This is a genomic window from Pseudomonas sp. TH43, from assembly GCF_016650635.1.
GTDB lineage: Bacteria > Pseudomonadota > Gammaproteobacteria > Pseudomonadales > Pseudomonadaceae > Aquipseudomonas.
The window spans coordinates 788057-812986 of record NZ_JAEKFI010000004.1 but is presented as its reverse complement, the minus strand read 5'-3'; the positions used below and the strand labels follow the sequence as shown (position 1 = coordinate 812986).

At 60.1% G+C, this 24930-nt stretch carries 25 protein-coding genes; 15 read left to right on the top strand and 10 right to left on the bottom strand.

The genetic code is table 11. The features are described 5' to 3' along the window. The first annotated feature begins 1 nt into the window (after position 1). The 12 genes from nadD (at position 2) to JFT81_RS19965 (ending at position 11241) form a co-directional block, all read left to right on the top strand. Positions 2-691: a nicotinate-nucleotide adenylyltransferase gene (nadD, locus tag JFT81_RS20020; protein WP_201147401.1), complete on the top strand. Its 690-nt coding sequence runs from the start codon at positions 2-4 to the stop codon at positions 689-691. A 72-nt stretch (positions 692-763) separates the two neighbouring features. Continuing rightward, positions 764-1258, top strand: coding sequence for a ribosome silencing factor (gene rsfS, locus JFT81_RS20015; RefSeq protein ID WP_016986117.1), 495 nt, complete (start codon positions 764-766; stop codon positions 1256-1258). Between the two features lie 9 nt (positions 1259-1267). Further along, a complete protein-coding gene (gene rlmH / locus JFT81_RS20010) occupies positions 1268-1735 on the top strand; it encodes a 23S rRNA (pseudouridine(1915)-N(3))-methyltransferase RlmH (protein ID WP_003185785.1) in 468 nt (155 codons plus the stop codon). 10 nt (positions 1736-1745) lie between these two features. Continuing rightward, a complete protein-coding gene (gene mrdA / locus JFT81_RS20005) occupies positions 1746-3641 on the top strand; it encodes a penicillin-binding protein 2 (RefSeq protein ID WP_201228635.1) in 1896 nt (631 codons plus the stop codon). Positions 3642-3672: 31 nt separating this feature from the next. Then, a complete protein-coding gene (rodA, locus tag JFT81_RS20000; RefSeq protein WP_177431391.1) occupies positions 3673-4776 on the top strand; it encodes a rod shape-determining protein RodA in 1104 nt (367 codons plus the stop codon). 17 nt (positions 4777-4793) lie between these two features. Beyond that, the gene (gene mltB / locus JFT81_RS19995) at positions 4794-5804 is read left to right on the top strand and encodes a lytic murein transglycosylase B (RefSeq protein ID WP_201228634.1); all 1011 of its coding nucleotides are present in this window, start codon (positions 4794-4796) and stop codon (positions 5802-5804) included. Continuing rightward, positions 5804-6814, top strand: a complete 1011-nt coding sequence (locus JFT81_RS19990) for a septal ring lytic transglycosylase RlpA family protein (RefSeq protein WP_007909599.1) — start codon at positions 5804-5806, stop codon at positions 6812-6814. The genes mltB and JFT81_RS19990 overlap by 1 nt, the downstream gene beginning before the upstream one ends. 187 nt (positions 6815-7001) lie before the next feature. After that, positions 7002-8159: a D-alanyl-D-alanine carboxypeptidase family protein gene (locus JFT81_RS19985; protein WP_201147404.1), complete on the top strand. Its 1158-nt coding sequence runs from the start codon at positions 7002-7004 to the stop codon at positions 8157-8159. Between the two features lie 79 nt (positions 8160-8238). Then, complete coding sequence (locus tag JFT81_RS19980) at positions 8239-8514, top strand: DUF493 domain-containing protein (protein WP_039761816.1); 276 nt, start codon at positions 8239-8241, stop codon at positions 8512-8514. Then, positions 8514-9161, top strand: a complete 648-nt coding sequence (lipB, locus tag JFT81_RS19975) for a lipoyl(octanoyl) transferase LipB (RefSeq protein ID WP_008087909.1) — start codon at positions 8514-8516, stop codon at positions 9159-9161. The genes JFT81_RS19980 and lipB overlap by 1 nt, the downstream gene beginning before the upstream one ends. Positions 9162-9186: 25 nt before the next feature. Next, positions 9187-10185 (top strand): lipoyl synthase, encoded by a 999-nt coding sequence (lipA, locus tag JFT81_RS19970; RefSeq protein WP_162184605.1) that lies wholly within the window; start codon positions 9187-9189, stop codon positions 10183-10185. Between the two features lie 108 nt (positions 10186-10293). After that, positions 10294-11241 carry an LD-carboxypeptidase gene (locus JFT81_RS19965; RefSeq protein ID WP_201228633.1) on the top strand — a complete coding sequence of 316 codons (948 nt, stop codon included), beginning with the start codon at positions 10294-10296 and terminating at the stop codon, positions 11239-11241. An 81-nt stretch (positions 11242-11322) separates the two neighbouring features. On the opposite strand, the gene JFT81_RS19960 is transcribed toward JFT81_RS19965, so the two are convergent. From JFT81_RS19960 to leuS, 5 genes are all read right to left on the bottom strand, one after another. Next, complete coding sequence (locus JFT81_RS19960; RefSeq protein WP_201228632.1) at positions 11323-12645, bottom strand: lytic murein transglycosylase; 1323 nt, start codon at positions 12643-12645, stop codon at positions 11323-11325. Positions 12646-12706: 61 nt separating this feature from the next. Further along, positions 12707-12871 (bottom strand): alternative ribosome rescue factor ArfA, encoded by a 165-nt coding sequence (gene arfA, locus JFT81_RS19955; protein WP_016986126.1) that lies wholly within the window; start codon positions 12869-12871, stop codon positions 12707-12709. A gap of 175 nt (positions 12872-13046) precedes the next feature. Next, a complete protein-coding gene (gene holA / locus JFT81_RS19950) occupies positions 13047-14084 on the bottom strand; it encodes a DNA polymerase III subunit delta (RefSeq protein ID WP_201228631.1) in 1038 nt (345 codons plus the stop codon). Between the two features lie 39 nt (positions 14085-14123). Then, positions 14124-14729, bottom strand: a complete 606-nt coding sequence (gene lptE / locus JFT81_RS19945) for an LPS assembly lipoprotein LptE (RefSeq protein ID WP_201228630.1) — start codon at positions 14727-14729, stop codon at positions 14124-14126. Between the two features lie 88 nt (positions 14730-14817). After that, the gene (leuS, locus tag JFT81_RS19940) at positions 14818-17424 is read right to left on the bottom strand and encodes a leucine--tRNA ligase (RefSeq protein ID WP_201228629.1); all 2607 of its coding nucleotides are present in this window, start codon (positions 17422-17424) and stop codon (positions 14818-14820) included. Positions 17425-17678: 254 nt separating this feature from the next. Here leuS and JFT81_RS19935 point away from each other — a divergent pair, with 254 nt between their 5' ends. After that, on the top strand, positions 17679-18002 hold the full coding sequence (locus JFT81_RS19935; protein WP_201228628.1) for a hypothetical protein: 324 nt from the start codon (positions 17679-17681) through the stop codon (positions 18000-18002). 104 nt (positions 18003-18106) lie between these two features. Beyond that, positions 18107-18868: a YdcF family protein gene (locus JFT81_RS19930; RefSeq protein ID WP_201228627.1), complete on the top strand. Its 762-nt coding sequence runs from the start codon at positions 18107-18109 to the stop codon at positions 18866-18868. 86 nt (positions 18869-18954) lie between these two features. Here the strand turns inward: JFT81_RS19930 and lnt are convergent, their stop codons facing one another. From lnt to miaB, 5 genes are all read right to left on the bottom strand, one after another. Further along, positions 18955-20478: an apolipoprotein N-acyltransferase gene (gene lnt, locus JFT81_RS19925; protein ID WP_201228626.1), complete on the bottom strand. Its 1524-nt coding sequence runs from the start codon at positions 20476-20478 to the stop codon at positions 18955-18957. Between the two features lie 17 nt (positions 20479-20495). Next, a complete protein-coding gene (locus tag JFT81_RS19920; RefSeq protein ID WP_007909641.1) occupies positions 20496-21335 on the bottom strand; it encodes an HlyC/CorC family transporter in 840 nt (279 codons plus the stop codon). Between the two features lie 5 nt (positions 21336-21340). Continuing rightward, positions 21341-21841, bottom strand: a complete 501-nt coding sequence (ybeY, locus tag JFT81_RS19915) for an rRNA maturation RNase YbeY (RefSeq protein ID WP_201228625.1) — start codon at positions 21839-21841, stop codon at positions 21341-21343. Continuing rightward, positions 21834-22832: a PhoH family protein gene (locus JFT81_RS19910; protein ID WP_201228624.1), complete on the bottom strand. Its 999-nt coding sequence runs from the start codon at positions 22830-22832 to the stop codon at positions 21834-21836. Before JFT81_RS19910 ends, ybeY begins: the two co-directional genes overlap by 8 nt. Before the next feature lie 203 nt (positions 22833-23035). Continuing rightward, positions 23036-24364: a tRNA (N6-isopentenyl adenosine(37)-C2)-methylthiotransferase MiaB gene (miaB, locus tag JFT81_RS19905; protein ID WP_008081077.1), complete on the bottom strand. Its 1329-nt coding sequence runs from the start codon at positions 24362-24364 to the stop codon at positions 23036-23038. Between the two features lie 133 nt (positions 24365-24497). On the opposite strand from miaB, the gene JFT81_RS19900 reads away from it, so the two are divergent. After that, positions 24498-24827: a DUF1820 family protein gene (locus JFT81_RS19900; protein WP_003185742.1), complete on the top strand. Its 330-nt coding sequence runs from the start codon at positions 24498-24500 to the stop codon at positions 24825-24827. The last annotated feature ends 103 nt before the right edge of the window (positions 24828-24930 follow it).

Sequence of the window (24930 nt, the reverse complement as noted above, 5' to 3'; positions counted from 1 at the left end):
CTTGACCGACCTCGACCTGACAGCGCCGCGTACCGGCAGCGAGCCCCGGCCCCGTCGCATCGGCGTACTGGGCGGAACGTTCGATCCGGTGCACATCGGTCATTTGCGTGGTGGCCTGGAAGTCGCAGAAGCGCTTGCGCTCGACGAATTACGCCTGACGCCGAGCGCCCGCCCGCCGCATCGCAATACGCCGCAAGTGTCGGCGCAGGATCGGCTGGCGATGGTCGAGTGCGCGGTGGCCGGAGTGCCGCCGCTGGTGGTGGACGCCCGCGAATTGCAGCGGGATAAACCGTCCTACACCATTGATACCCTGGAGTTGATGCGCGCCGAAATGCCCGCCGAGACCCAGGTTTTTCTGCTTTTGGGCTGGGACGCATTTTGCGGCCTGCCCACTTGGCACCGCTGGGAAGAGTTGCTCCAGCATTGCCACATCCTGGTGCTACAGCGCCCGGACGCCGACAGCGAACCGCCGGATGCCTTGCGCAACCTGCTGGCAGCGCGTTCGGTGAGCGACCCGCTGGCCCTGAAAGGGCCGAGCGGACAGATTGCATTCGTCTGGCAGACACCGCTCGCGGTTTCCGCCACCCAGATCCGTCAACTGCTGGCCAGCGGTAAGTCGGTACGTTTCCTGGTGCCCGACGCGGTCCTGGCCTACATCGATGCGCACGGTCTGTATCGTGCGTCGAACTGAACAAGGCGTGCTTCACTGATACGAATCCACGTGTCGCCAAGCCGCCGAATATATGAGCAAAACGAGTTTTATATGACTGACAAAGACCAAACCAAAGTAAAGCGCAAAGGCACATTCAAGAGCGCCCCGCTGCCAGAGCCGGTCAACACCAATGAGCCGCTCAAAGGCGACGAACTGGTCAAACTGGCCGTAGCTGCCCTGGAAGACGTCAAGGCACAAGACATCCAGATCATCGATGTTCGCGACAAGCAGAGCATCACTGACTACATGATCATCGCCACTGGTACGTCCAATCGCCAGATCAACGCGATGCTCGACAAGGTTCGCGAAGAAGTCAAAAAGCAGGGCGCCAAGCCGCTGGGCGAAGAAGGCAAGGGCGACAGCGACTGGGTGCTGTTGGACCTGGACCTGGTGATCGTGCACATGATGACTGCCTCGGCACGTCAGTTCTACGACCTGGAACGCCTGTGGGCTGGTGCTGAGCAAAGCCGTGCGGCAGACGCCAAGCACCACAGCCCGGAAAACACCCACGAGCATTTCACCAAGCTCAATAAAGACCAGCTGTAAGGGATTGCTGTGCGACTGCGCCTGATCGCCGTCGGTTCACGCATGCCCAAGTGGGTGGAAGAAGGCTGGCATGAATATGCCAAGCGTCTTCCGTCCGAGCTGGCGCTGGAACTGGTGGAAATTCCGCTCAATACCCGTGGCAAGAATGCCGACGTGGCCCGTTTCATCCGCCAGGAAGGCGAAGCCATGCTGGCCAAGGTCGGGCCGAACGAGCGGATTGTCACGCTGGAAGTCCACGGTAAACCCTGGAGCACCGAACAGTTGGCGGTCGAACTCGACCGCTGGCGGCTGGATTCGCGCACGGTCAATTTCATGGTCGGTGGCCCGGAAGGGCTGGCGCCGGAAGTCTGTGCCCGCGCCGATCAGCGCTGGTCGTTGTCGCCGTTGACGTTGCCGCACCCGCTGGTGCGGATCCTGATCGGCGAACAGTTGTATCGTGCCTGGACCGTGCTGTCCGGTCACCCTTACCACAAGTAATCCTGCCCTCATGTCTCAGCCGATCCGCATCAAGGACCACGAAAAAGACGCACGCTTAGTGCGTAGCCGCGTCGTGTTCGGGGCCATTGCGATCGTGTTGCTGATCGGTGTGTTGATCGCGCGGCTGTATTTCCTGCAGGTGATCCAGTACGAGTACCACTCGACCCTTTCGGAAAACAACCGCGTCCACGTGCAGCCGATTCCGCCGACGCGCGGGCTGATTTTCGACCGTAACGGCGTGGTGGTGGCGGACAACCGTCCAAGCTTCAGTCTGAGCATGACCCGCGAGCGCTCCGGCGACTGGCAGCAAGTGCTCGATGTGATTGTCGAAGTGCTGGAGCTGACGCCCGAGGATCGGGTGATCTTCGAGAAACGCATGCGTCAGGGGCGCCGGCCGTTCGAGCCGGTGCCAATCCTGTTCGAGCTGACCGAAGAGCAGATCGCCCGCATCGCGGTGAATCAGTTCCGTCTGCCCGGCGTCGAAGTGGTTGCGCAACTGGTTCGTCACTACCCGCAGGGCGCGCACTTTGCGCACTCGGTGGGTTACATGGGGCGGATCAACGAGAAAGAGCTTAAAACCCTCGATCCGGTCAACTACAGCGGCACCCATCACATCGGCAAGACCGGCATCGAGCGTTTCTACGAGCCGGAATTGCACGGTCAGGTCGGTTACGAAGAGGTCGAGACCAACGCCCGTGGCCGTGTTCTGCGCGTGCTCAAGCGTACCGATCCGATTCCCGGCAAAGACATCGTCCTCAGCCTCGACATCAAATTGCAGGAGGCGGCCGAAGCCGCGCTCGGCGGGCGTCGTGGCGCGGTGGTGGCGCTGGATCCGAAGACCGGCGAAGTGCTGGCGATGGTCAGCCAGCCGAGTTTCGACCCGAACCTGTTCGTCACCGGGATCAGCTTCAAGGCCTATGCCGAGTTGCGCGATTCCATTGACCGGCCGCTGTTCAACCGTGTGCTGCGCGGTCTGTACCCGCCGGGCTCGACGATCAAACCGGCGGTGGCGATTGCCGGTCTCGATTCGGGTGTGGTGACGGCGTCGAGCCGAGTGTTCGACCCGGGCTATTACATGCTGCCCAACTACGACCACAAGTACCGTAACTGGAACCGCACCGGTGATGGCTTCGTCGACCTCGACACGGCGATCATGCGTTCCAACGACACCTACTTCTATGACCTGGCGCACAAGCTGGGCATCGATCGGCTGTCGGCTTATATGAACAAGTTCGGCATCGGCCAGAAGGTCTCGCTGGACATGTTCGAAGAATCCCCCGGCCTGATGCCGTCCCGCGAATGGAAACGTGCGACGCGCAAACAGGCGTGGTTCCCCGGCGAAACCCTGATCCTCGGGATCGGCCAGGGCTACATGCAATCGACGCCACTGCAATTGGCCCAGGCCACAGCGCTGGTCGCCAACAAAGGCGTGTGGAACCGTCCGCACCTGGCCAAATCCCTCGAAGGGGTGAAGCCGATCGACGAAAACCCGATACCGGACATTGTCCTGCGCGACCCGTCGGACTGGACCAAGGTCAACCACGGTATGCAGCAGGTCATGCACGGCGCCCGTGGTACCGCGCGTAAAGCCGCCATTGGCGCGCAATACCGTATCGCCGGTAAATCGGGTACGGCCCAGGTCGTTGCGATCAAGCAAGGCGAGAAGTACGACCGTTCCAAGGTTCAGGAGCGCCACCGCGACCACGCCTTGTTCGTCGGCTTCGCCCCGGCCGATGATCCACGCATTGTGGTGTCGGTGATGGTCGAGAACGGTGAGTCCGGCTCCGGCGTCGCCGCGCCGGTAGTACGTCAGGTCATGGACGCCTGGCTGCTCGATCAGGACGGACGTTTGAAGGCCGAATACGCCAGCCCAATCAGTGCGGAGGCTACGGCCCGTGATGAATAATTTTGATCGCATGCTCTCCAGTGAGGATGTGATGCGTCGCCGCGCGACGTTGCTGCAAAGACTGCATATCGATGGCCCGTTATTGATTCTGTTGCTGATCCTCGCCGCCGGCAGTCTGTTCGTGCTGTATTCGGCGAGTGGCAAGAGCTGGGATCTGCTGGCCAAACAGGCCACTTCGTTTGGCATCGGTCTGGTATCGATGATTGTCATTGCCCAGTTCGAACCGCGCTTCATGGCGCGCTGGGTGCCGCTCGGTTACGTGATCGGGGTGGTGCTGCTGATGGTGGTGGACATCATGGGCCACAACGCCATGGGCGCTACACGCTGGATCAACATTCCCGGGGTGATCCGCTTTCAGCCCTCGGAATTCATGAAGATCCTGATGCCGGCGACCATCGCCTGGTACCTGTCGAAACGCACGTTGCCGCCGCAGCTCAAGCATGTCGGCATCAGTTTGATGCTGATCGGTGTGCCGTTCATTCTGATCGTGCGCCAGCCCGACCTTGGTACGTCGCTGCTGATTCTCGCTGGCGGTGCGTTCGTGCTGTTCATGGGCGGGTTGCGCTGGCGCTGGATCCTCAGCGTGCTGGCCGCTGCCGTACCCGTGGCCGTCGCCATGTGGTTCTTCATCATGCACGACTACCAGAAGCAACGAATCCTGACGTTCCTCGACCCGGAAAGCGATCCGTTGGGCACGGGCTGGAACATCATTCAGTCGAAAGCCGCCATCGGTTCCGGTGGCGTGTTCGGCAAAGGCTGGCTGCTCGGCACCCAGTCGCACCTGGACTTCCTGCCGGAAAGCCACACCGACTTCATCATTGCGGTACTGGGCGAAGAATTCGGTCTGGTGGGCATTTGTGCGCTGCTGTTGATCTATCTGCTGTTGATTGGCCGGGGCCTGGTGATCACCGCTCAGGCACAGACGCTGTTCGGCAAATTGCTCGCTGGCGCGTTGACCATGACGTTTTTTGTTTACGTTTTCGTCAACATCGGTATGGTCAGTGGCCTGTTGCCGGTCGTAGGGGTGCCGTTGCCGTTCATTAGCTACGGAGGAACTTCGCTGGTGACGCTGCTGTCAGCGTTTGGGGTTTTGATGTCGATCCATACCCATCGCAAGTGGATCGCACAGGTTTGAATAAGGTGAAGAGTTCAATGCAAGTAATGCGTGGCTGGGCGACTCGATGCGCGCCGCTGGTTGGCCTGATGGGCCTGCTGGGGAGCGTGCAGGAAGCGCTGGCCGGCGAATACGAAGGCTCGCCGCAGGTGGCCGAGTTCGTCGGTGAAATGACCCGCGACTACGGTTTCGCCGGTGAGCAACTGATGGGGGTTTTCCGCGAGGCTCAGCGCAAGCAGGCGATTCTCGACGCCATCTCCAGACCTGCAGAGCGGGTCAAGCAGTGGAAAGAATACCGCCCGATGTTCATCACTGACGCGCGTATTGCGCGAGGTGTGGACTTCTGGCGTCAGCACGAGGCGACACTGGCCCGTGCCGAGCAGGAATACGGCGTACCGGCACAAGTCATCGTGTCGATCATCGGCGTTGAAACCTTTTTCGGACGTAATACCGGTAATTACCGGGTGATCGATGCCTTGTCCACGCTCGGTTTCGACTATCCTCCGCGTGCCGAATTTTTCCGCAAGGAATTGCGTGAGTTTCTGCTGCTGGCCCGTGAAGAGCAGGTCGATCCGCTGACCCTCAAAGGCTCCTACGCCGGGGCCATGGGCTTGCCGCAGTTCATGCCGAGCAGCTTTCGCGCCTATGCGGTGGATTTCGACGGTGACGGCCACATCAATATCTGGAACAACCCGGACGATGCGATCGGCAGCGTCGCGAGTTATTTCAAGCGTCACGGCTGGGTGGCGGGCGAGCCTGTGGTCAGCCGCGCCGATGTGCGTGGCGATCAGGTCGATGCCGGCCTGACCACGGGCATCGAGCCGACAAAGACCGTCGGAGAGTTGCGGGCGCTGGGCTGGTCGAGTCATGATGCGCTGCGCGATGATATGCCGGTGACTGCATTTCGCCTCGAAGGCGAAAATGGCCCTGAATACTGGATGGGCCTGAAGAATTTCTACGCGATCACGCGTTATAACCGCAGCGTGATGTACGCCATGGCCGTACATCAACTGTCTGAACAGCTGGTACAAGCACGGGGCGTCAAGTAATGCGGGCATTGCCTAACAATAAACCCCTGAAGCTGGTGGCATTCGCTGCGTTGGCGGTGCTGGTCGCCAGCTGCACGACCAGCCGTTCGCCGACGCCGAAAACCTCCAATACCGCTGTGCGAGCGCAGCCGGGTCTGGACATCAACCGCGCGCACAAAGACGGCGCGCCGTGGTGGGACGTCGATGTTTCGCGCATCCCTGATGCCACACCGACCCTGCACACTGGCCCGTACAAGGCCAACCCGTACACCGTGCTGGGCAAAACCTATTTCCCGTTGCAGGAATCCAAGACCTACGTTGCCTCGGGCACGGCGTCCTGGTACGGCACCAAGTTTCACGGTCAGAACACCGCCAATGGCGAGGTCTACGACCTGTACGGCATGAGTGCTGCCCACAAGACATTGCCACTGCCAAGTTACGTTCGGGTGACCAACCTGGACAACAACCGCACGGTGATCCTGCGGGTCAATGACCGTGGGCCGTTCTATTCCGATCGCATCATCGACTTGTCGTACGCCGCCGCGAAAAAACTCGGTTACGCCGAAACCGGCACCGCGCGCGTCAAGGTTGAAGGCATCGATCCGCAGCAGTATTGGGCAGCCAAGGGCCGTCCGGCACCGTTGATGCTCAACGAGCCGCAGGTCGCGCAGAACAGCGCGCCGGTGATCACGGCGTCGGCCGGCACCGTCGAGCAGTGGACGCCGCCACCGCAGCAACATGCCTCTGACACCGTCCCGGTGCCGATGAGTGCAAAAAAAAACGCTTCTGCAACAGCAACTGGCCAGTATCTGCAGGTGGGCGCGTTCGCCAACCCGGACGCTGCAGAACTCCTGAGGTCGAAGCTCAGCGGGATGGTGAGCGCTCCGGTGTTCATCAGCTCGATCGTGCGCAATCAGCAGACCCTGCATCGGGTGCGTCTGGGGCCGATCGGTTCGCCGGGTGAAATTGCCCAGGTGCAGAACAGCGTGCGCCTGGCCAACCTTGGTTCGCCAAGTGTGGTCACGGAATAAGCAATACGTAGGACTTGATTGACGATTCACCAGCGATTGGGGGGTGAATCAGGTTGTTGGCTCGTCGAAGAACAAAAGCCCGGCAAGGGTGACTGGAGTGAGCAACTGAATACGCGATGGCTCGTTAGAAAGTCATCTGATTAAATTTTGCCTTAGGGCAGTTTCCATTAGCGATTTCGAGAGACGGATGAACATCACCACCTTTGCCAAACGCCTGTGTCTGCTAGTCCCGCTGCTCCTCTCGCCAGCCGCCTTCGCGGCCGAGATGATGCCGTCGCCACCACAACTGGCCGCCAAAGCCTACGTCCTCATGGATGCCGCCAGCGGCAACGTGCTGGTAGAAAGCAACGGTGACCAGCGTCTGCCGCCGGCCAGCCTGACCAAGCTGATGACCGCGTACATTGCGACCCTGGAAATCCGTCGTGGCCAGATCGGTGAAAACGACCCGGTGACCGTCAGCGAAAACGCCTGGCGTACCGGCGGTTCGCGGATGTTCATCAAAGTCGGCTCGCAGGTGACGGTCAGCGACCTGCTGCACGGCATCATCATCCAGTCCGGCAACGACGCCAGCGTGGCACTGTCCGAGCACATCGCCGGCAGCGAAGACGCTTTCGCCGACCTGATGAACAAAACCGTGACTGATCTGGGCATGAGCAACACCCACTTCATGAACCCGACCGGTCTGCCAAATCCTGAGCACTACTCGTCGGCTCACGACATGGCGATCCTGGCGCGCGCGATCATCCACGAAGACCCGGCTCACTACGCGATCTACTCGCAGAAAGAGTTCTTCTGGAACGGCATCAAGCAGCCTAACCGCAACCTGCTGCTGTGGCGTGACAAGACCGTTGACGGTCTGAAAACCGGTCACACCGACGAAGCCGGCTACTGCATGGTGTCCTCGGCTGTACGTGATGGCCAGCGCCTGATTGCTGTGGTGTTCGGCACCAACAGCGAAGTGGCTCGCGCCGCTGAGACCCAGAAGTTGCTGACCTACGGCTTCCGCTTCTTCGAAACCCAGACCTTCTATCAGAAGGGCACCGAACTGGCTCAGGCCCCGGTGTGGAAAGGCACCACCAATCAAGTCAAGGCCGGCCTGGCTGAAGACCTGACCATGACCCTGCCAAAAGGCCAGCTGAAAAAGCTCGCAGCCAGCATGACCATGAACCCGCAACTGACCGCGCCAATCGCCAAGGGCGACGTGATCGGTAAAGTCGAAGTGAAACTGGAAGACAAGGTTGTGCACAGCGCCGACCTGATCGCTCTGGACGCTGTCGAGGAGGGTGGTATCTTCCGCCGCATGTGGGATAGCATCCGTCTATTCTTCTACGGCTTGTTCAACTGATTTGTGTTGACCTGCATGGCCCCGCCCCGATCCGGTGCGGGGCCATGCGCGTTACCACGGCTTAAGAGGCCGTTACGCCATGACCGATACCGAAGTAAAGGCGCCAAAGATCGAATTCCCGGTGACTGATTATCCCGTTAAGGTGATCAGCGATACCGGAGTGGGCAACAAAGACAAGATCATCGACATCGTCAAAAAACACGCGACCATCAATGATGAGCGTATCGACGAACGTCAAAGCACCAACGGCAAATACACCACGATTCAGTTGCACATCGTCGCGACCGACCAGGATCAGCTGTACAACATCAACAGCGAACTGCGGGCGACCGGCTTCGTGCATATGGTGTTGTGATGCCGGGCACGCTGGGCTTTCGTGAGCTCGGCCAGATGGCGTACGAGCCGGTCTGGCATGCCATGCAACGCTTTACCAACGAACGCGGCAGCGATGCCGCCGACGAAATCTGGCTCGTCGAACACCCGCCGGTGTTCACTCAGGGCCAGGCCGGCAAGGCCGAACACCTGTTGCTGCCGGGCGATATCCCGGTGGTGCAGGTCGATCGCGGCGGCCAGGTGACTTATCATGGCCCCGGCCAATTGGTGGCTTACTTGCTGCTGGATGTGCGCAAGCTGGGTTTCGGCGTGCGCGATCTGGTCAGTCGCATGGAGCTTTGCCTGATTGAACTGCTGGCCAGCTACGGGGTAACCGCAGCGGCCAAGCCAGACGCTCCCGGCGTATACGTCGATGGCGCGAAAATCGCTTCTCTGGGTTTGCGGATTCGCCACGGTTGTTCCTTTCATGGCCTGGCCCTGAACGTGGATATGAACCTGGAACCGTTTCGACGGATTAATCCCTGCGGCTATGCCGGGCTGGCGATGACCCAGCTGAGCGATCACGCAGGATCGATTGAATTTGCCGAGGTAAGTGCCCGGCTGCGTGCGCAGCTCGTCAAACACCTCGACTATGCTGAGCAGACGACCCTGACGGGCGGAATCGACTGATATGACTACTGATGCAGTGCAAACCATGATCCCGACGCTCGACGTGACCGAGCGCCCGGCCCCGCGTCCCAAGGTAGAAGCCGGCGTCAAGCTGCGCGGCGCCGAGAAGGTTGCACGCATCCCGGTAAAGATCATTCCGACTACCGAACTGCCGAAGAAACCTGACTGGATTCGCGTGCGCATCCCGGTTTCGCCGGAAGTCGACCGTATCAAAAGCCTGCTGCGCAAACACAAGCTGCACAGCGTTTGCGAAGAAGCGTCCTGCCCGAACCTCGGTGAGTGCTTCTCCGGCGGCACCGCGACCTTCATGATCATGGGCGACATCTGCACCCGTCGCTGCCCGTTCTGCGACGTTGGCCACGGTCGTCCGAAGCCACTGGACGTCAATGAGCCGCAAAGCCTGGCCATCGCCATCGCTGACCTCAAGCTCAAGTACGTGGTGATCACCTCGGTTGACCGCGATGACTTGCGTGACGGCGGTGCCCAGCACTTTGCCGACTGCATCCGCGAAATCCGCAAGCTGTCGCCGAACGTGCAGCTGGAAACCCTGGTCCCGGATTACCGTGGCCGCATGGACGTCGCCCTGGAAATCACTGCCGCCGAGCCGCCGGATGTGTTCAATCACAACCTGGAAACCGTGCCGCGCCTGTACAAGGCTGCGCGTCCGGGTTCGGATTACCAGTGGTCGCTGACCCTGCTGCAACGCTTCAAGCAGATGATGCCGCACATTCCAACCAAGTCCGGCCTGATGCTGGGTCTGGGTGAGACCGACGAGGAAGTCATCGAAGTCATGAAGCGCATGCGCGAACACGACATCGACATGCTGACCCTGGGCCAATACCTGCAACCTTCGCGCAGCCACTTGCCGGTGCAGCGTTTCGTCCACCCGGACACTTTCGCCTGGTTCGCCGAAGAAGGTTACAAGATGGGCTTCAAGAACGTTGCCTCGGGCCCGCTGGTGCGTTCTTCGTACCACGCCGATGAGCAAGCGAAGCTGGTCAAGGCTGAGTTGATGGGTTCCTGATTCAGCGCTGAATAAAAATGCCCGCCGCGGCTTTAAACCCGGCGGGCTTTTTTTTGCGCGCTTTCCTGACTACTGTGTGCGCATGACTTCACACTGGGAGCCCCAAGGATGACCGTTCGACCGACCCACAGCCTTTTTCCGCATAAACCGGTGCCGGCGCTGCCGTCAGAGGGCGTGATCGGCGTTATTGCGCCTGCCGGGCCCGGCGCGCTGGACACCGACAAGGCTGTGCAATGGATGCGCGCCCGCGGTTACGCACTGAAGGTGTTCCCCGGCGTCTATGAAAAGGATGGCTATCTGGCCGGCAGCGATGATGTTCGTCTCAACGACCTGCACGCTGCGTTCGCCGACCCGGAAGTCGACGCAATCATCTGTCTGCGCGGCGGCTACGGCACGCCGCGCCTGCTGGATCGCATCGACTACGACCTGCTCAGTCGTAACGCCAAGCCCTTTGTCGGCTACAGCGACATCACCGCGCTGCACCTGGCGATCAGCCGGTACGCCGGGTTTGTGACCTTCCACGGGCCGCTGCTCAACGCTGACCTGCTCGGCGACAAGGAGCCGCCGACCGTGACTTCGTTCTTCGCCATGCTGCGCGGCCAGTTGAAAGCGGGGAGTGTGCTGAGTCATCCGGTGGCGTATCCGTTGACCACCGTTGAGCCCGGAGTTGCCCACGGGCGTTTGCTCGGCGGCAATCTGGCAATGATCGCTTCGACATTGGGCACGCCTTACGAAATCGATGTCGAAGGGGTGATTCTGCTGATCGAAGACATCAACGAACCGCTGTATCGCATCGACCGGTTACTGACCCAGATGCGTCTGGCCGGCAAACTGGCGAAGTTGCGCGGTGTCTTGGTCGGGGATGTGGCTGGGGTGGATGTCGCGGCACTGAATCGCTTGCTCAAGCAGACCTTCGAGCCGCTACGGATTCCAGTGCTGTCGGGATGGCGCAGCGGACACTGCGATCCGAACCTGACGTTGCCGATGGGCGCGTTGGTAAGGCTGGATGCCGGCAAGAAAGAGTTGATGCTCGAGCAGGACGTCGTTACCCGATAAAACAAAAAGATCGCAGCCTGCGGCAGCGCCTACATCGACCCTTGTAGGCGCTGCCGCAGGCTGCGATCTTTTGATCTTGCTTTACTGAGTACGCAGGCTCTCAAGCAGCTTGTGCGTCGGATACCCGTCCGCCGGCCAGCCAAACGACTGCTGCGCACTGCGAATCGCCTTGCGCGTGTTGGCGCCGATAATCCCGTCCGCTGTGCCCGCATCGTAGTTGCGTGCGCTCAGCAGGTTCTGCAATTCGATCCGCTCGGAGCGGCTCAGCGGCAGATCATCTTTTGGCCACGTGCCATTGATCAAACCACCGCCATTGAAGCGTTCCGACAACAGGCTCACCGCCAAGGCATACGACGACGAGTTGTTGTACTTGAGGATTGCGCGGAAGTTGTCGAGGATCAGGAACGCCGGGCCACGATAACCGGCCGGCAGCAGCAGGGCGGCCGAGAGCTGTTCGGAACCGGCAGGTACTTGACCGCCGTTGGGCAGGGTCACGCCCAACTGACGCCATTCGGCGACGCTTTTGCGCATCGCACCGTCAGCCAGGGTGTAATCGAAACTGCTCGGCAATTGCACTTCGAAGCCCCATGGCTGACCACGCTGCCAGCCCGAGCTTTGCAGGTAGTGCGCAGTCGATGCCAGAGCGTCGGCCGGGCTGCCCCAGATGTCGCGGCGACCGTCACCGTCGAAATCCACGGCGTGGGTGTTGTAGGTGGTCGGAATGAACTGGGTCTGGCCCATCGCACCGGCCCACGAGCCCAACATTTTCTCCGGGGTGATATCGCCCTGTTGCAGGATTTGCAGCGCGGCAATCAATTGCGCATGGGCAAAGCCCGGACGCCGGCCTTCATAAGCGAGGGTCGCCAGCGAGTTGATCACCGACTTGCTGCCCTGGAACTGGCCGAAGTTGCTCTCCATGCCCCACACCGAGACCAATGCCTGGCGATCAACGCCATAGCGCTGCTCGATGCTTTGCAGAATGTCGGCGTACTGGTTGATCAGCGCCTGACCTTTGCGCACACGCAGCGGCGACAGCGCGCCGTCGAGGTATTCCCACACCGGGCGCGAGAACTCTGGCTGGCTGCGGTCGGCGCGAATCACGCTGGCGTCGAAGCTGACATTGGCAAACGCCCGGTCAAACAGATCAGGACGAATCCCGGCGGCCAGCGCGTCCTTGCGGAAACCCGCCTGCCATTCGGCAAAGGTCTGGGTCGGCTGAAGGTCGAGAGGGTCGGCGGACGGCACTACCGGCGGGATAATCGCTGGGGCCGTGGCGACAGGGGGGGCTTGAAGAGGTTGCGCGTCGGCGGCGGTGGGTTTTTCCGCACAGGCGACAAGCAGAACGAAGCTTGCTGCAGCGATCGAATGGCGAACAGGCCAACGACGGGAAAGACTTGGGGGCATGCACAGTTCCAAGGGAAACGAATCAGGTGCAGACCTTAACATGACCGGGGGGTACTGCGCTTCAGGCAGCCAGAAAGTAAGAAGCCTCCCAGCTGTCAGACTGGAAGGCTTCGCGGCGGTAGCTGCCTTTACCCTTGGTTGGTCGTTCCTGACGACTGCGGAACAGGGGTTGGGCGACGATGGATTTGGCCTTGTTGGGGCCATGTTTCGATGGCTTTTTGCTCATGAGGAGTCTCTTCAGTGAGTGGGTTTTGCGCGGCAAATAATCTGCCGATGTCGGGCATCTGTCTATAGGGCAAATGCGGGTGTTTTTGTAGGAAAACAAGATCAAAGGATCGCAGCGTGCCGCAGCTCCTACACCGATCCATGTAGGAGCTGCGGCACGCTGCGATCTTTTGATCTTATTCAGCAGGCAAAGACAGTCGCTGGCCAGACATCAACAAAGCCAGTCGGCTCAGACTCATCCACGGCGAACCTGCAGCCTGACCCTTGATCTGCGCGTCGATGCGCTGCGCTTCGAGCAACAACTGCGCCCAGCGTTGCGCCGAGTAGCGTTGCAGGGCTTTGCTCATCAGCGGTTTGCGTTTGTCCCAGACCGGCGGCTTCGCCTGGCTGAAACACTTGTCCAGCGGCGTGCCCTGGCTGTACTGCAACGAGATGTTGGCCAGCAGGCGCAACTCCCGCGCCAGTGCCCAGAGAATCACCGGTGGCTCGACGCCTTCACCGCGCAGCCCTTCGAGCATGCGCAGTGCATGGGCCGGTTCACCGTTGAGCACGGCATCGGTCAAGCCAAACACGTCGAATCGCGCACTGTCCGCCACAGCGGCCTGCACGGTTTCAACGGTGATCTGCCCGCCTTCGGCCATCAGCTTGAGCTTCTCGATTTCTTGCGCGGCGGCGAGCAGGTTGCCCTCGACACGTGCAGCAATCAATTCGACTGCGTCCTGGCTGGCCGACAAACCGGCCTGTGACAAGCGCTGACGAATCCAGCTCGGCAACTGATTGGCATCCACCGGCCAGATCTGGATGAACTGAGTTTGCTGACCTTCGACCAGCGCCTTGCCCCACTTGGTCTTCTGCGCACTGCCATCGAGCTTGGGCAGGCTGATCAGCAGCACCGTGTCTTCAGCGGGGCGTGAGCAGTATTCGATAAACGCGGCGGCACCCTTGTCACCGGGTTTGCCCGAAGGCAAGCGCAGTTCCAGCAGGCGTTTTTCGGCGAACAACGACATGCTCGCGCCGGCCTGCAACAACGTGCCCCAATCGAAATTGGCGTCGGCAGCAAAGACCTGGCGCTCGTCGAAACCTTGCTGGCGCGCAGCACGGCGGATGGCGTCGGCGGCTTCCTGACACAACAGCGGGTCATCGCCGCTGATGATGTAGACCGGCGCAAGGGCGCCTTGCAGGTGTTTAGCGAGTTGGGCGGGAGCGAGCTTCATAAGAAAGGTCGAACGGGGCGCCTGAGCGCCCCGAACGTCTTACTGCTGCGGTACTTCGAGCGGCGACTGGCGCGGGGTTTCCGCTTCAGCCTTTTGTGCCGCTTGCAGCGCATCGGCTTCAGCCTTGGCGCGGTCATTGGCGGCTTGCTGCAGTTGCTGCAGTTGCGCCGGGGTCAGTTGTTGCAGACGCAGCATCATGCGCTGAACCAGCTCACGACGGGTTTCGCGACGAGCGTCGTTGGCTTCCTGATCGGAGCCGACAAGGTTGTTGCCGTCGTGAATGAACACTTTCTGCACTTCAAGCTTGCTGCTCAGCAGGTTGAGGTTGTGTTCACCAATGATGTCGTAGTTCAGGACGGTGTTGACTTGATACTCGCCAGTACGGCCAGCACCGGCGTAGCTGAGGATGCGCTGGTTTTCCTGTTCGTCAGACAGGTACAGCTTGTACGGCGCGCCGCTGTAAACCTTGACGCCGCTGGACTCCAGCACCTGACGCAGCTCGGTGACGGTCTCGCCGTAGGCGTTACGCGCGCTCAGGTCGAGCTCTTTGATCGTCAGTTCGGTGGTGCCGGTGCCACGCAGCTGGAAACCGCAGGCGCTCAGCAGCACAGCGAGGCCCATCACCAGCAGATTGCGTTTGATCATTGTGTTGCTCCCCTTGAAACCATGTGGGCCGACCCTGCGGCCCGAAAGGTTTTACAGTGCGTCAGGCGAACCTGACGCCCAATCCAATTTAGCTGGCGACGATGTTGACCAGTTTCCCTGGTACAACGATCACTTTACGAATGGTCAGGCCGTCGACGAAACGCAGCACGTTTTCGTTGATGCGCGCGGCGGCTTCGACTTCTTCGCGCGTCGCGCTGGCCGGCATTTCGATCTGGCCGCGCAGCTTGCCGTTGACCTGGATGACCAGTGTCAGGCTGTCCTGCACCAGCGCACTTTCGTCCACTGCCGGCCAGCCGGCGTCGATGACCGCGTCGGCGTGGCCCAGTTGGTTCCACAGCTCGTGGCTGATGTGCGGGGTGATCGGAGCCAGCAGCAGCGTTACCGCTTCCAGACCTTCGTGAAGCAGCGCACGATCCTGTTCGGTGCCTTGCGCGGCTTTTTCCAGCACGTTCATCAGCGTCATCACTTGAGCGATGGCAGTGTTGAATTTGTGGTTCTGGCCGACGTCATGGCTGGCCTGTTTGATGGCCAGGTGGATCGAGCGGCGCACGGCTTTCTGCTCGTCGTTCAGCGCGGCAACGTCGAGTTTGCCCGGCAAGCCCTGAGTGACGTGGGCTTGCGCCAGGCGCCAGACGCGCTTGAGGAAACGGTGCGAGCCTTCAACGCCGGAGTCAGACCATTCGGCGCTCATGTCAGGCGGCGAAGCGAACATCATGAACAGGCGGCAAGTATCTGCGCCGAACTGATCGATCATCGACTGTGGGTCGACGCCGTTGTTCTTCGACTTGGCCATCTTCTCGGTGCCACCGATTTCCACCGGCAGGCCGTCGGATTTCAGCTTGGCGCTGATGACCTTGGCTTTGCTGTCACGCTCGAGTTCCACGTCTGCCGGGTTGAACCAGGTGTAAGCACCATTGGCTTCGCGACGGTAGTAAGTCTCGGCGATCACCATGCCTTGGGTCAGCAGGTTCTTGAACGGCTCGTTGGAGCTGACCAGGCCTTCGTCACGCATCAGCTTGTGGAAGAAACGCGCGTAGAGCAGGTGCAGAATCGCGTGCTCGATACCACCGATGTACTGATCGACCGGCAACCAGTGATCGGCTGCGGATTTTTCCACCAGACCACCTTCAAAATGCGGCGAGGCGTAGCGGGCGTAGTACCACGACGACTCGACGAAGGTATCCATGGTGTCGGTTTCACGCTTGGCAGGCTGGCCGCATTTAGGGCAGGTGCACTCGTAAAACTCAGGCATGCGTGCCAGCGGCGAACCGGCGCCGTCCGGCACGACGTCTTCCGGCAGGACGACAGGCAGTTGATCTTCCGGCACCGGTACGTCGCCGCACGCGTCGCAGTGGATGATCGGGATCGGGCAGCCCCAGTAGCGCTGACGGCTGATGCCCCAGTCGCGCAGGCGGAACTGGGTGCGCGAGGCGCCCAGCTCTTTCTTGATCAGGGCGACTTCCATGGCGTCGAACGCGCCAGCGAAGTCGAGACCGTCGAACTCGGCGGAATTGATCAGCGTGCCGTGTTCGCCGTAGGCGTCTTGCCACGGGGCCGGGTTGCTGTCGCCAGAGCTGGTGCGCACCACCGATTTGACCGGCAGGTTGTACTTGTGAGCGAATTCGAAATCGCGCTCGTCGTGCGCCGGCACTGCCATGACGGCGCCGTCGCCGTAGTGCATCAGCACGTAGTTGGCGACCCATACCGGGAGTTTTTCACCGGTCAGCGGGTGCTCGACGAACAGGCCGGTTGGCAGGCCTTTTTTCTCTTGAGTGGCGACGTCGGCTTCGGCAACGCTGCCGCCCTTGCATTCAGCGATGAACGCTTGCAGCTCGGAATTGTTCTTTGCCGCCAGAGTGGCCAGTGGATGTTCGGCGGCCACGGCGACGTAAGTCGCGCCCATCAGGGTGTCAGGACGGGTGGTGAAGACTTTCAGCGTGCCGGCTTCGCCGATAGAGTCGACGTTGTACGGGAACTGCACTTCCATGCCGCGGGATTTGCCGATCCAGTTGCGCTGCATGGTCTTGACCTGTTCAGGCCAGCCAGTCAGTTCGTCGAGGCTCTCCAGCAGCTCATCCGCGTAAGCGGTGATCTTGAAGTAGTACATCGGGATTTCGCGTTTTTCGATCAGCGCGCCGGAACGCCAGCCGCGACCGTCGATCACCTGTTCGTTGGCCAGAACGGTCTGGTCGACCGGGTCCCAGTTCACGGTGCCGTTTTTACGGTAGATCACACCTTTTTCGAACAGGCGAGTGAACAGCCATTGTTCCCAACGGTAGTAATCCGGCTTGCAGGTGGTCACTTCACGCGACCAGTCGACCGCCAGGCCCAGGCTGCGCAGCTGGGACTTCATGTAGGCAATGTTTTCGTAGGTCCACTTGGCGGGCGCTACGTTGTTTTTCATCGCGGCGTTTTCTGCCGGCATGCCGAAGGCGTCCCAACCCATCGGTTGCAGAACGTTCTTGCCTTGCATGCGCTGGTAGCGGGAGATCACGTCGCCGATGGTGTAGTTGCGCACGTGCCCCATGTGTAGCTTGCCGCTGGGGTAAGGGAACATCGACAGGCAGTAGAAAGTCTCCTTGCCTGGCTGTTCACTGACTTCAAAGGACTTTTGCTCGTCCCAGAACGACTGGGCGGCGGCTTCAATTTCACGGGGCTGATATTGTTCGTGCATGGCTACTTTTGTACTGGATAGGGGTGGCCTAATCCTCTTCAACGCAGGTCTCGGGGTTGGCCCGGACGAGCTGGAAGTGGAATTACAGGAAGCGCCGTAGCATACATGACCGCGCTTGGCCTAGGGAAACCCTGATTACAGCTACATACCCCGCAATACTTGCGTCGGGGCCGTTGGTCGCGGCGTACAGCCGGTTTGTATAGCGAAGCTAAGCTCTAACTGGGGAGTGAGTCTTATCTTCAATGAGGTGAGGGATGGTGGAGCAACGGCAAAAAAAAGTGACGAAACCCGAGTTGTACGAGAGGTTGATCGATCGTCTGGGGATGGCCCTGGACGCAGTAAAAACCGCTGACCGGCTGCGCGACGAGCGCCCCCTGGAACTGGAATTGCGTGGCTTGAGCCCCGCCGAGTTCAAACTGGTCAAGGCCTATCTGGATCGTAGTGAACGTGAAACGCATGGATGCCTGTCACAAGCAGTGAAGCAGCTCGATGCAGCACATTCGGCCAAGGTCATCTGGCTCAAGGACAAGGCGCCCGGCAGAGACACCGTCAAGGTACGTGCTTTGCAGGCCAAGTAAACGCATGGCAGGTCAAGAACCGGATCTTTTTCCGCAAGATCCCGCCTACTGGTTGTAACGCTTCATTAACACTCTTAGGCTTCGGGCATCTCTGGAGATGCCCGATGCCTTTTCGTTATTTCATCAAACAACTTCTATTGCCGCCCGGCATTCTGTTGCTGCTGTTGCTCGCCGCGTGGTGGCTGCGCCGCTCGCGGCCGCGACTGGCGGGTTTGTTTTTTGCCATGGGTTTTGGCGGCTTTTGGTTGATGAGCCTGCCGGTAGTTGTGCAATGGGGCGCCAAAGCGCTGGAGCGCGAGCCGCCGTTGGCCCGTCAGGAATGGACGACGCTGGCCCAGCGCGCTGATGCCATTGTGGTGTTGGGTTCCGGGCGTGAGCGCGGCGATCTGGCCTGGGGCGAAGATCAGCCGACTGGCGTCGGGCTTGAGCGCCAGCGTTATGCCGCGCGATTGGCCAAGGCGTCCGGGTTGCCGATCCTGACCAGTGGCGGCTTGCATTACGGCACGCCGCCGACCGAAGCAAAGTTGATGGCCGATTCCCTGCTGGACGACTTCGGTGTGAGCGTTCGTTGGCAGGAAGGCGAGAGCCGCACGACGTGGGAAAACGCGAAGTTCAGCGCCGACATGCTGTTGCCACAGGGGATCAAGCGTGTGGTCGTGGTGACGCAGGCGTGGCATATGCCGCGCGCAGTGTGGTGTTTCGAGCAGGCAGGGTTTGAAGTGGTGCCGGCTCCGGTAGGTTTTCTCGGCACTGACAATGCGCGGCCATTTGGTGGCTGGCTGCCGGAGTTCAAATCGATCTGGCAGAGCGGGCAGTTACTGAATGAGGCGGTGGGGCAGGTGGGGTATTCGCTTTTCTATCGCTGAAGATCAGAAGATCGCAGCCTGCGGCAGCTCCTACAGGGAAAATACAAGTCCTGTGTAGGAGCTGCCGCAGGCTGCGATCTTTTGCTTTAAAGGGTTTTCGACATCCGGCTCGCCATCAGCGCCCAGCCAAACAACAGCAGGCACACGATGATCAACGGCCACGAGCGCCATTGCAGATACGGCGTCAGGTTATGCATCGGTACCACTTCGCCGTACAAAATGCCCTGCTCGAACTGCGGGATCTGCTCGGTGATCTGCCCATAAGGGTTGATCAGCCCGGTCACGCCGTTGTTGGTCGCACGGATCATCCAGCGACCCGCCTCCAGCGCGCGCATCTGCGCCATCTGCAAGTGTTGCAGCGGGCCGATCGAGGTGCCGAACCAAGTGTCGTTGCTGATCGTCAGCAGCAAATCGCTGCGTGCCGACAGGCTGGCAGCGAACTCCGGGTACACCACTTCGTAGCAGATGAACGGCGCAATCTGATAACCCTTGGCCTGTAACAACGCTTGATCGGCCGGGCCACGTGCGAAGTCGGACATCGGCAAGTCGAAGAAAGCAATCAGCCCACGCAATACATCCTGCAATGGCACGTATTCGCCAAATGGCACCAGTTTCTGCTTGAGGTAAGTACCGTCGCCTTCGCCAACCACGGTGATACCGTTGAAGAAGCGTTTTTCGTGACGAACCGTCTCGCGGATTGGCACGCCAGTGATCAGCGCCGATTTACGCTCAGCAGCGAAGTTGCCCATCATGGCCAGGTAGCCCTCGGCGGACTCCTTGAGCACCGGCACGGCGGTTTCCGGCCAGATCAGCAGGTCCACCGGTTTCGAGCGAAAGCTCAGATCGCGGTACAGCGCCAGTTGGGCGTTGAGCTGCGCCGGATCCCATTTCATGCTTTGTTCGACGTTACCCTGAATCGCGGCAACGGTCAGTGGTGCGCCAGAAGGGCTGGTCCAGGCGTGGCCCTTGAGGGCGATACCCGCGACCCAAGGCCCGACCAGCAGTAGCAGACCGGCGACGACAAAAGCTTTGCGACCGGTTTGCAGCAGGCGCGGTGTGTTGTAGATCAGCGCCGCCGTCAACGCCAGCACGAACGACACCAGCCACATGCCACCGACGGGGGCGAGGCCGGATAACGGGCCGTCGAGCTGACTGTAACCGGAATACAACCACGGGAACCCGGTGAGGAACCAGCCACGAAACGCTTCCTGGCCGACCCACAACGCAGCAAATGCCAGGGCATCGGCCACCGGCGCTTCGTTACGTCGCAACCAGCGCGCCCATAGCCAGGCTGGCAGCGCGAAGAACCATGCGATCGCGGCCGTGAACAACAGCATCAGGAACCCGGCCAGCAGCACTGAAGCGCCGCCGAAATGGTGAATGCTGTAATAGATCCAGCTGGTGCCGGCGCCAAACAGGCCGAAACCGAAGCACCAGCCACGGCCCAGCGCCTGACGCGGACTCAGCTCACGCAAACCGGCATAGAACAAGCCGACCGCGAGCAAAGCCAGCGGCCAGATGTTGAACGGTGCCAGAGCGAATGTGGTGATTGCACCGGCCGCCACGGCCAGCAGGTTACCGGGCCAGCCGGGGCGGGTTGTCCAGCGCATTTCAGTCCTTAGATTTTTTACCGGGCGATTGGCGTCAGTCGCAGCAAATGAATCCGACGGCTGTCGGCGTTCAGGATGCGGAAACGATAGGCGCCGATTTCAGTGATTTCATTACGTTTTGGCAAGTGCCCGAACGCGCTCATCACCAGGCCGCCGACAGTGTCGAATTCGTCGTCGGAGAACTCGCTGTCGAAGAACTCGTTGAAGTTCTCGATCGGCGTCAGGGCCTTGATCAGAAAGTCGCCACTTGGCAGCGGCTTGATGTAGCTGTCTTCTTCGACGTCGTGTTCGTCTTCGATGTCGCCGACGATCTGTTCCAGCACGTCTTCAATCGTCACCAGACCGGCCACGCCGCCATATTCGTCGATGACGATGGCCATGTGGTTGTGGTTGGCGCGGAATTCACGCAACAACACGTTCAGACGCTTGGACTCCGGCACGAAGGTGGCCGGGCGCAGCAGATCCTTGATGTTGAAGCTGTCACCGTTCTCCTTGAGGATCAACGGGAGCAGATCTTTGGCCAGCAGCACGCCCATCACGTCGTCATGGCTTTCGCCGATAACCGGATAGCGCGAGTGGGCCGAGTCGACCACGGCCGGGAGAAACTCACGCGGTGTCTGGGTCGCCTTGATGCTGATCATCTGCGAGCGCGGGACCATGATGTCGCGTACTTGCAGGTCAGCCACCTGAATGGCGCCTTCGACGATGGCCAGCGCTTCGCTGTCCAGCAGTTTGTTCTGATGTGCATCACGCAGCAGCTCAAGGAGCTCCTGGCGGTTCTTCGGCTCGTGGGCAAAAGCCTGGGTCAGTTTACCCAGCCATGACTTCTGCCCGTTGCTCGATCGATCTTCGCTCATAGCGATTACTCTGAATCCTTTGTTGTAACGATAGGGGATGTTTCGGTTTCGATTTCGTCGTCCGCGTACGGATCGGGATAGCCCAATTCGGCAAGCAACGTTCGTTCCAGTGCTTCCATTTCTTCGGCTTCTTCATCATCTATATGGTCGTAACCAAGCAGATGCAAGCAGCCGTGAATGACCAGATGCGCCCAATGGGCCTTTAGTTCCTTGCCTTGCTCGGCGGCTTCGCGCTCGACCACGGCCACGCAGATCACCAGATCGCCGAGCAATGGGATGTCGAGAAACTCGTCGGGCACTTCGGCCGGGAACGACAGGACGTTGGTCGCGTAATCCTTGTGGCGCCAGGTGTGATTGAGCTCACGACCTTCTTCCTCGTCAACCAGACGAATGGTCATTTCCGAGTCAGCGGTGCGCTGGCGCAGGGCCAGTTCGCACCACAGGCGGAAGTCGGCCTCACTCGGCGCGTTCGCGTCAGTCGCGATTTGCAGGTCTAGCTCAAGCATTTCGCGAGGTGTCCTTGGGGGCTTCGTCACGGTTTTCGAAGCGCTCGTAGGCTTCGACGATCCGCTGGACCAAAGGATGGCGCACGACGTCTTTGGGCATGAAGTGCGTGAAGCTGATGCCTGGCACGTCTTTAAGCACTTCGATCACATGGTGCAGACCCGATTTGGTGCCTTTCGGCAGGTCGACCTGGGTGATGTCACCGGTGATGACCGCTGTAGAGCCGAAGCCGATCCGGGTGAGGAACATCTTCATTTGTTCGACGGTGGTGTTCTGGCTTTCGTCGAGGATGATGAAGCTGTTGTTCAGCGTGCGGCCACGCATGTAGGCCAGCGGCGCGACTTCGATCACTTGGCGTTCGATCAGCTTGGCGACGTATTCGAAGCCGAGCATTTCGTAGAGTGCGTCGTAGAGCGGGCGCAGGTACGGGTCGATCTTCTGCGACAGGTCGCCGGGCAGGAAGCCGAGTTTTTCACCCGCTTCAACCGCCGGACGCACCAGCAGGATGCGCCGGATCTGCTCGCGTTCCAGTGCGTCGACAGCGCAGGCCACGGCCAGATAGGTCTTGCCGGTACCGGCCGGACCAATGCCGAAGTTGATGTCGTTGCCGAGGATTTCCTTCACGTAGCGCAGCTGATTCAAGCCGCGTGGGCGAATCATGCCTTTCTTGGTGCGCAGGGCGACGGAGGCTTCGGCGGGGGCGTGATTGTCCAGCTCGACGACGGCCGATTCCTGGAGGAACAGGTGCACGATGTCTGGCGACAGCTCGGTACCCTTGGTTTCCCGGTACAGGCGGCGCAGCAGGTTTTCCGCAGACGTGGTGTGCTTGGGGTCGCCGATCAGCTCGAACTGATTGCCGCGGTTGCGGATCTCGATGGTCAGGCGCTGTTCGATCAAGCGCAAATGCTCGTCGAATTGCCCGCACAGATTGGCGAAGCGGCGAGCCTCAAAGGGCTCGAGGATAAAACGATGTGTTTCTATGGGTGCGTTCAAGGTCGTATTTAGCCGCCCTGGGGCAATTAAGATGAAATCAAGGATAACGCCAGAGGCTTGGGTGCGAAAGCTCTTAAATATTCCAACACCCAACACCGGCCTGTAGGAGCAAAGCTTGCTCGCGATGAACGATGACGCGGCCTACCAGACAGACTGCAGCGCGGCCATCGCGGGCAAGCCTTGCTCCTACGGGTTTGCGTTGATTACTGGATCAGCGAGCCGCGCAGCGAGTGCGGTTGCGCCGCATCGATGTGCACGTCGGCGAACTGACCGATCAGGGTTGGATTGTCGCAGCGGAAGTTGACGATTCGATTATTCTCGGTGCGCCCTTGCAGTTCACCCGGATCTTTTTTCGAGTAATCGGTCACCAGAATGCGCTGGATCGAGCCAACCATTTGTCGGCTGATCTCAAACCCTTGCTGATTCAGGCGATGTTGCAGGGCGTTCAGGCGTTCTTTTTTCAGCTCTTCCGGCGTGTCGTCGGCCAGATCAGCCGCCGGAGTGCCGGGGCGCTGGCTATAAACGAAGGAATAGGAGAAATCGAAACCGACGTCGGCAATCAGCTTCATGGTCTGCTCGAAATCTTTCTCGGTTTCACCAGGGAAGCCGACGATAAAGTCCGAACTGATGCAGATGCCCGGCACCGCCGCACGCAGTTTGCGCAGCTTGGATTTGTACTCCAGTGCGGTGTGGTTGCGCTTCATCGCCGCCAGAATCCGGTCGGAACCCGATTGCACCGGCAAGTGCAGATGCTTGACCAGTTCCGGCACGTCGGCGTGGGCCTGGATCAGGCTGTCTGAGAACTCCAGCGGGTGCGAAGTGGTGTAGCGAATGCGGTCGATGCCATCGATGGCGGCGACGACGCGAATCAGCTCGGCGAGATCGGCCAGGCGCCCATCATGGGTCGTACCGCGATAACCGTTGACGTTCTGCCCCAGCAGAGTCACTTCACGCACGCCGTTCTCGGCGAGGTGGATGACTTCGGCGATCACGTCGTCGAACGGCCGGCTGACTTCTTCGCCACGGGTGTACGGCACCACGCAGAACGTGCAGTACTTGCTGCAACCTTCCATTACCGACACGTAGGCGCTCGGGCCATCGATACGCGGCTCGGGCAAGTGGTCGAATTTTTCGATTTCCGGGAACGACACATCGACTTGCGGCAGCTTGGTGATGCGCGCGGCGTCGATCATTTCCGGCAGGCGGTGCAGGGTTTGCGGGCCGAAGACCACGTCGACGTACGGTGCGCGATCACGGATGGCCGCGCCTTCCTGACTGGCCACGCAACCGCCGACGGCGATCACCATTTCAGGATTGGCCAGTTTCAGTTCGCGCCAGCGACCCAGTTGCGAGTACACCCGGTCCTGGGCGCGTTCGCGGATCGAACAGGTGTTGAGCAGAATCACGTCTGCGTCTTCCGCCCGGGCGGTGACTTCCAGGGCCTGATGTTCACCCAGCAGATCGACCATGCGCGAGCTGTCGTACTCGTTCATCTGGCAACCGTGGGTTTCGATGTAAAGCTTCTTGGCCATGGATTTTGGTCGTCACGTGATTCAAAGAACCGCGCATTATAGGGAACATGCTGTCAGGTTCCTACCGCTGTGCGTCCGGTGGCTATGCTATAGTTCGCGCCCTCATTTTTATCCCCGATGTTGTCCGCCCGCCATGACCAAACGCGAAGCTCCAATCTACAAGGTGATTTTCCTCAACCAGGGCCAGGTGTTCGAAATGTACGCCAAGCAGATCTATCAAAGTGATCTGTGGGGTTTCCTGGAAGTGGAAGAGTTCGTCTTTGGCGAGCGCACGCAAGTGGTCGTCGACCCGAGCGAAGAAAAGCTCAAGGCGCAGTTCGAAGGCGTGGTGCGCAGCTTTGTGCCAATGCATTCGATTGTGCGCATCGATGAGGTGGAACGTCTGGGCACCCCGAAAATCAGCGAAGCCCGCGGCGCGGTCGGCAATGTCATGCCATTCCCGATGCCGATGCCTGAGAAGTAAAACCGGATCTGGATTTGAAATGATTTGTGGCGAGGGGATTTAGCGAAACGTCGCACCGCCCCGTTGGGCTGCGAAGCGGCCCTAAATCCTGCAACCAGGTTTT

Coding starts and splice junctions, on each gene's coding strand:
- ybeY (WP_201228625.1), bottom strand. CDS start 21,841: ATGCTTGAGCTAGACCTGCAAATCGCGACTGACGCGAACGCGCCGAGT.
- JFT81_RS19920 (WP_007909641.1), bottom strand. CDS start 21,335: ATGAGCGAAGATCGATCGAGCAACGGGCAGAAGTCATGGCTGGGTAAA.
- JFT81_RS19930 (WP_201228627.1), top strand. CDS start 18,107: ATGCCTTTTCGTTATTTCATCAAACAACTTCTATTGCCGCCCGGCATT.
- lipA (WP_162184605.1), top strand. CDS start 9,187: ATGATCCCGACGCTCGACGTGACCGAGCGCCCGGCCCCGCGTCCCAAG.
- mltB (WP_201228634.1), top strand. CDS start 4,794: ATGCAAGTAATGCGTGGCTGGGCGACTCGATGCGCGCCGCTGGTTGGC.
- lptE (WP_201228630.1), bottom strand. CDS start 14,729: ATGATCAAACGCAATCTGCTGGTGATGGGCCTCGCTGTGCTGCTGAGC.
- JFT81_RS19965 (WP_201228633.1), top strand. CDS start 10,294: ATGACCGTTCGACCGACCCACAGCCTTTTTCCGCATAAACCGGTGCCG.
- JFT81_RS19985 (WP_201147404.1), top strand. CDS start 7,002: ATGAACATCACCACCTTTGCCAAACGCCTGTGTCTGCTAGTCCCGCTG.
- arfA (WP_016986126.1), bottom strand. CDS start 12,871: ATGAGCAAAAAGCCATCGAAACATGGCCCCAACAAGGCCAAATCCATC.
- lnt (WP_201228626.1), bottom strand. CDS start 20,478: ATGCGCTGGACAACCCGCCCCGGCTGGCCCGGTAACCTGCTGGCCGTG.
- rsfS (WP_016986117.1), top strand. CDS start 764: ATGACTGACAAAGACCAAACCAAAGTAAAGCGCAAAGGCACATTCAAG.
- miaB (WP_008081077.1), bottom strand. CDS start 24,364: ATGGCCAAGAAGCTTTACATCGAAACCCACGGTTGCCAGATGAACGAG.
- leuS (WP_201228629.1), bottom strand. CDS start 17,424: ATGCACGAACAATATCAGCCCCGTGAAATTGAAGCCGCCGCCCAGTCG.
- JFT81_RS19900 (WP_003185742.1), top strand. CDS start 24,498: ATGACCAAACGCGAAGCTCCAATCTACAAGGTGATTTTCCTCAACCAG.
- rodA (WP_177431391.1), top strand. CDS start 3,673: ATGCGTCGCCGCGCGACGTTGCTGCAAAGACTGCATATCGATGGCCCG.
- lipB (WP_008087909.1), top strand. CDS start 8,514: ATGCCGGGCACGCTGGGCTTTCGTGAGCTCGGCCAGATGGCGTACGAG.
- JFT81_RS19980 (WP_039761816.1), top strand. CDS start 8,239: ATGACCGATACCGAAGTAAAGGCGCCAAAGATCGAATTCCCGGTGACT.
- mrdA (WP_201228635.1), top strand. CDS start 1,746: ATGTCTCAGCCGATCCGCATCAAGGACCACGAAAAAGACGCACGCTTA.
- JFT81_RS19990 (WP_007909599.1), top strand. CDS start 5,804: ATGCGGGCATTGCCTAACAATAAACCCCTGAAGCTGGTGGCATTCGCT.
- JFT81_RS19960 (WP_201228632.1), bottom strand. CDS start 12,645: ATGCCCCCAAGTCTTTCCCGTCGTTGGCCTGTTCGCCATTCGATCGCT.
- holA (WP_201228631.1), bottom strand. CDS start 14,084: ATGAAGCTCGCTCCCGCCCAACTCGCTAAACACCTGCAAGGCGCCCTT.
- JFT81_RS19935 (WP_201228628.1), top strand. CDS start 17,679: ATGGTGGAGCAACGGCAAAAAAAAGTGACGAAACCCGAGTTGTACGAG.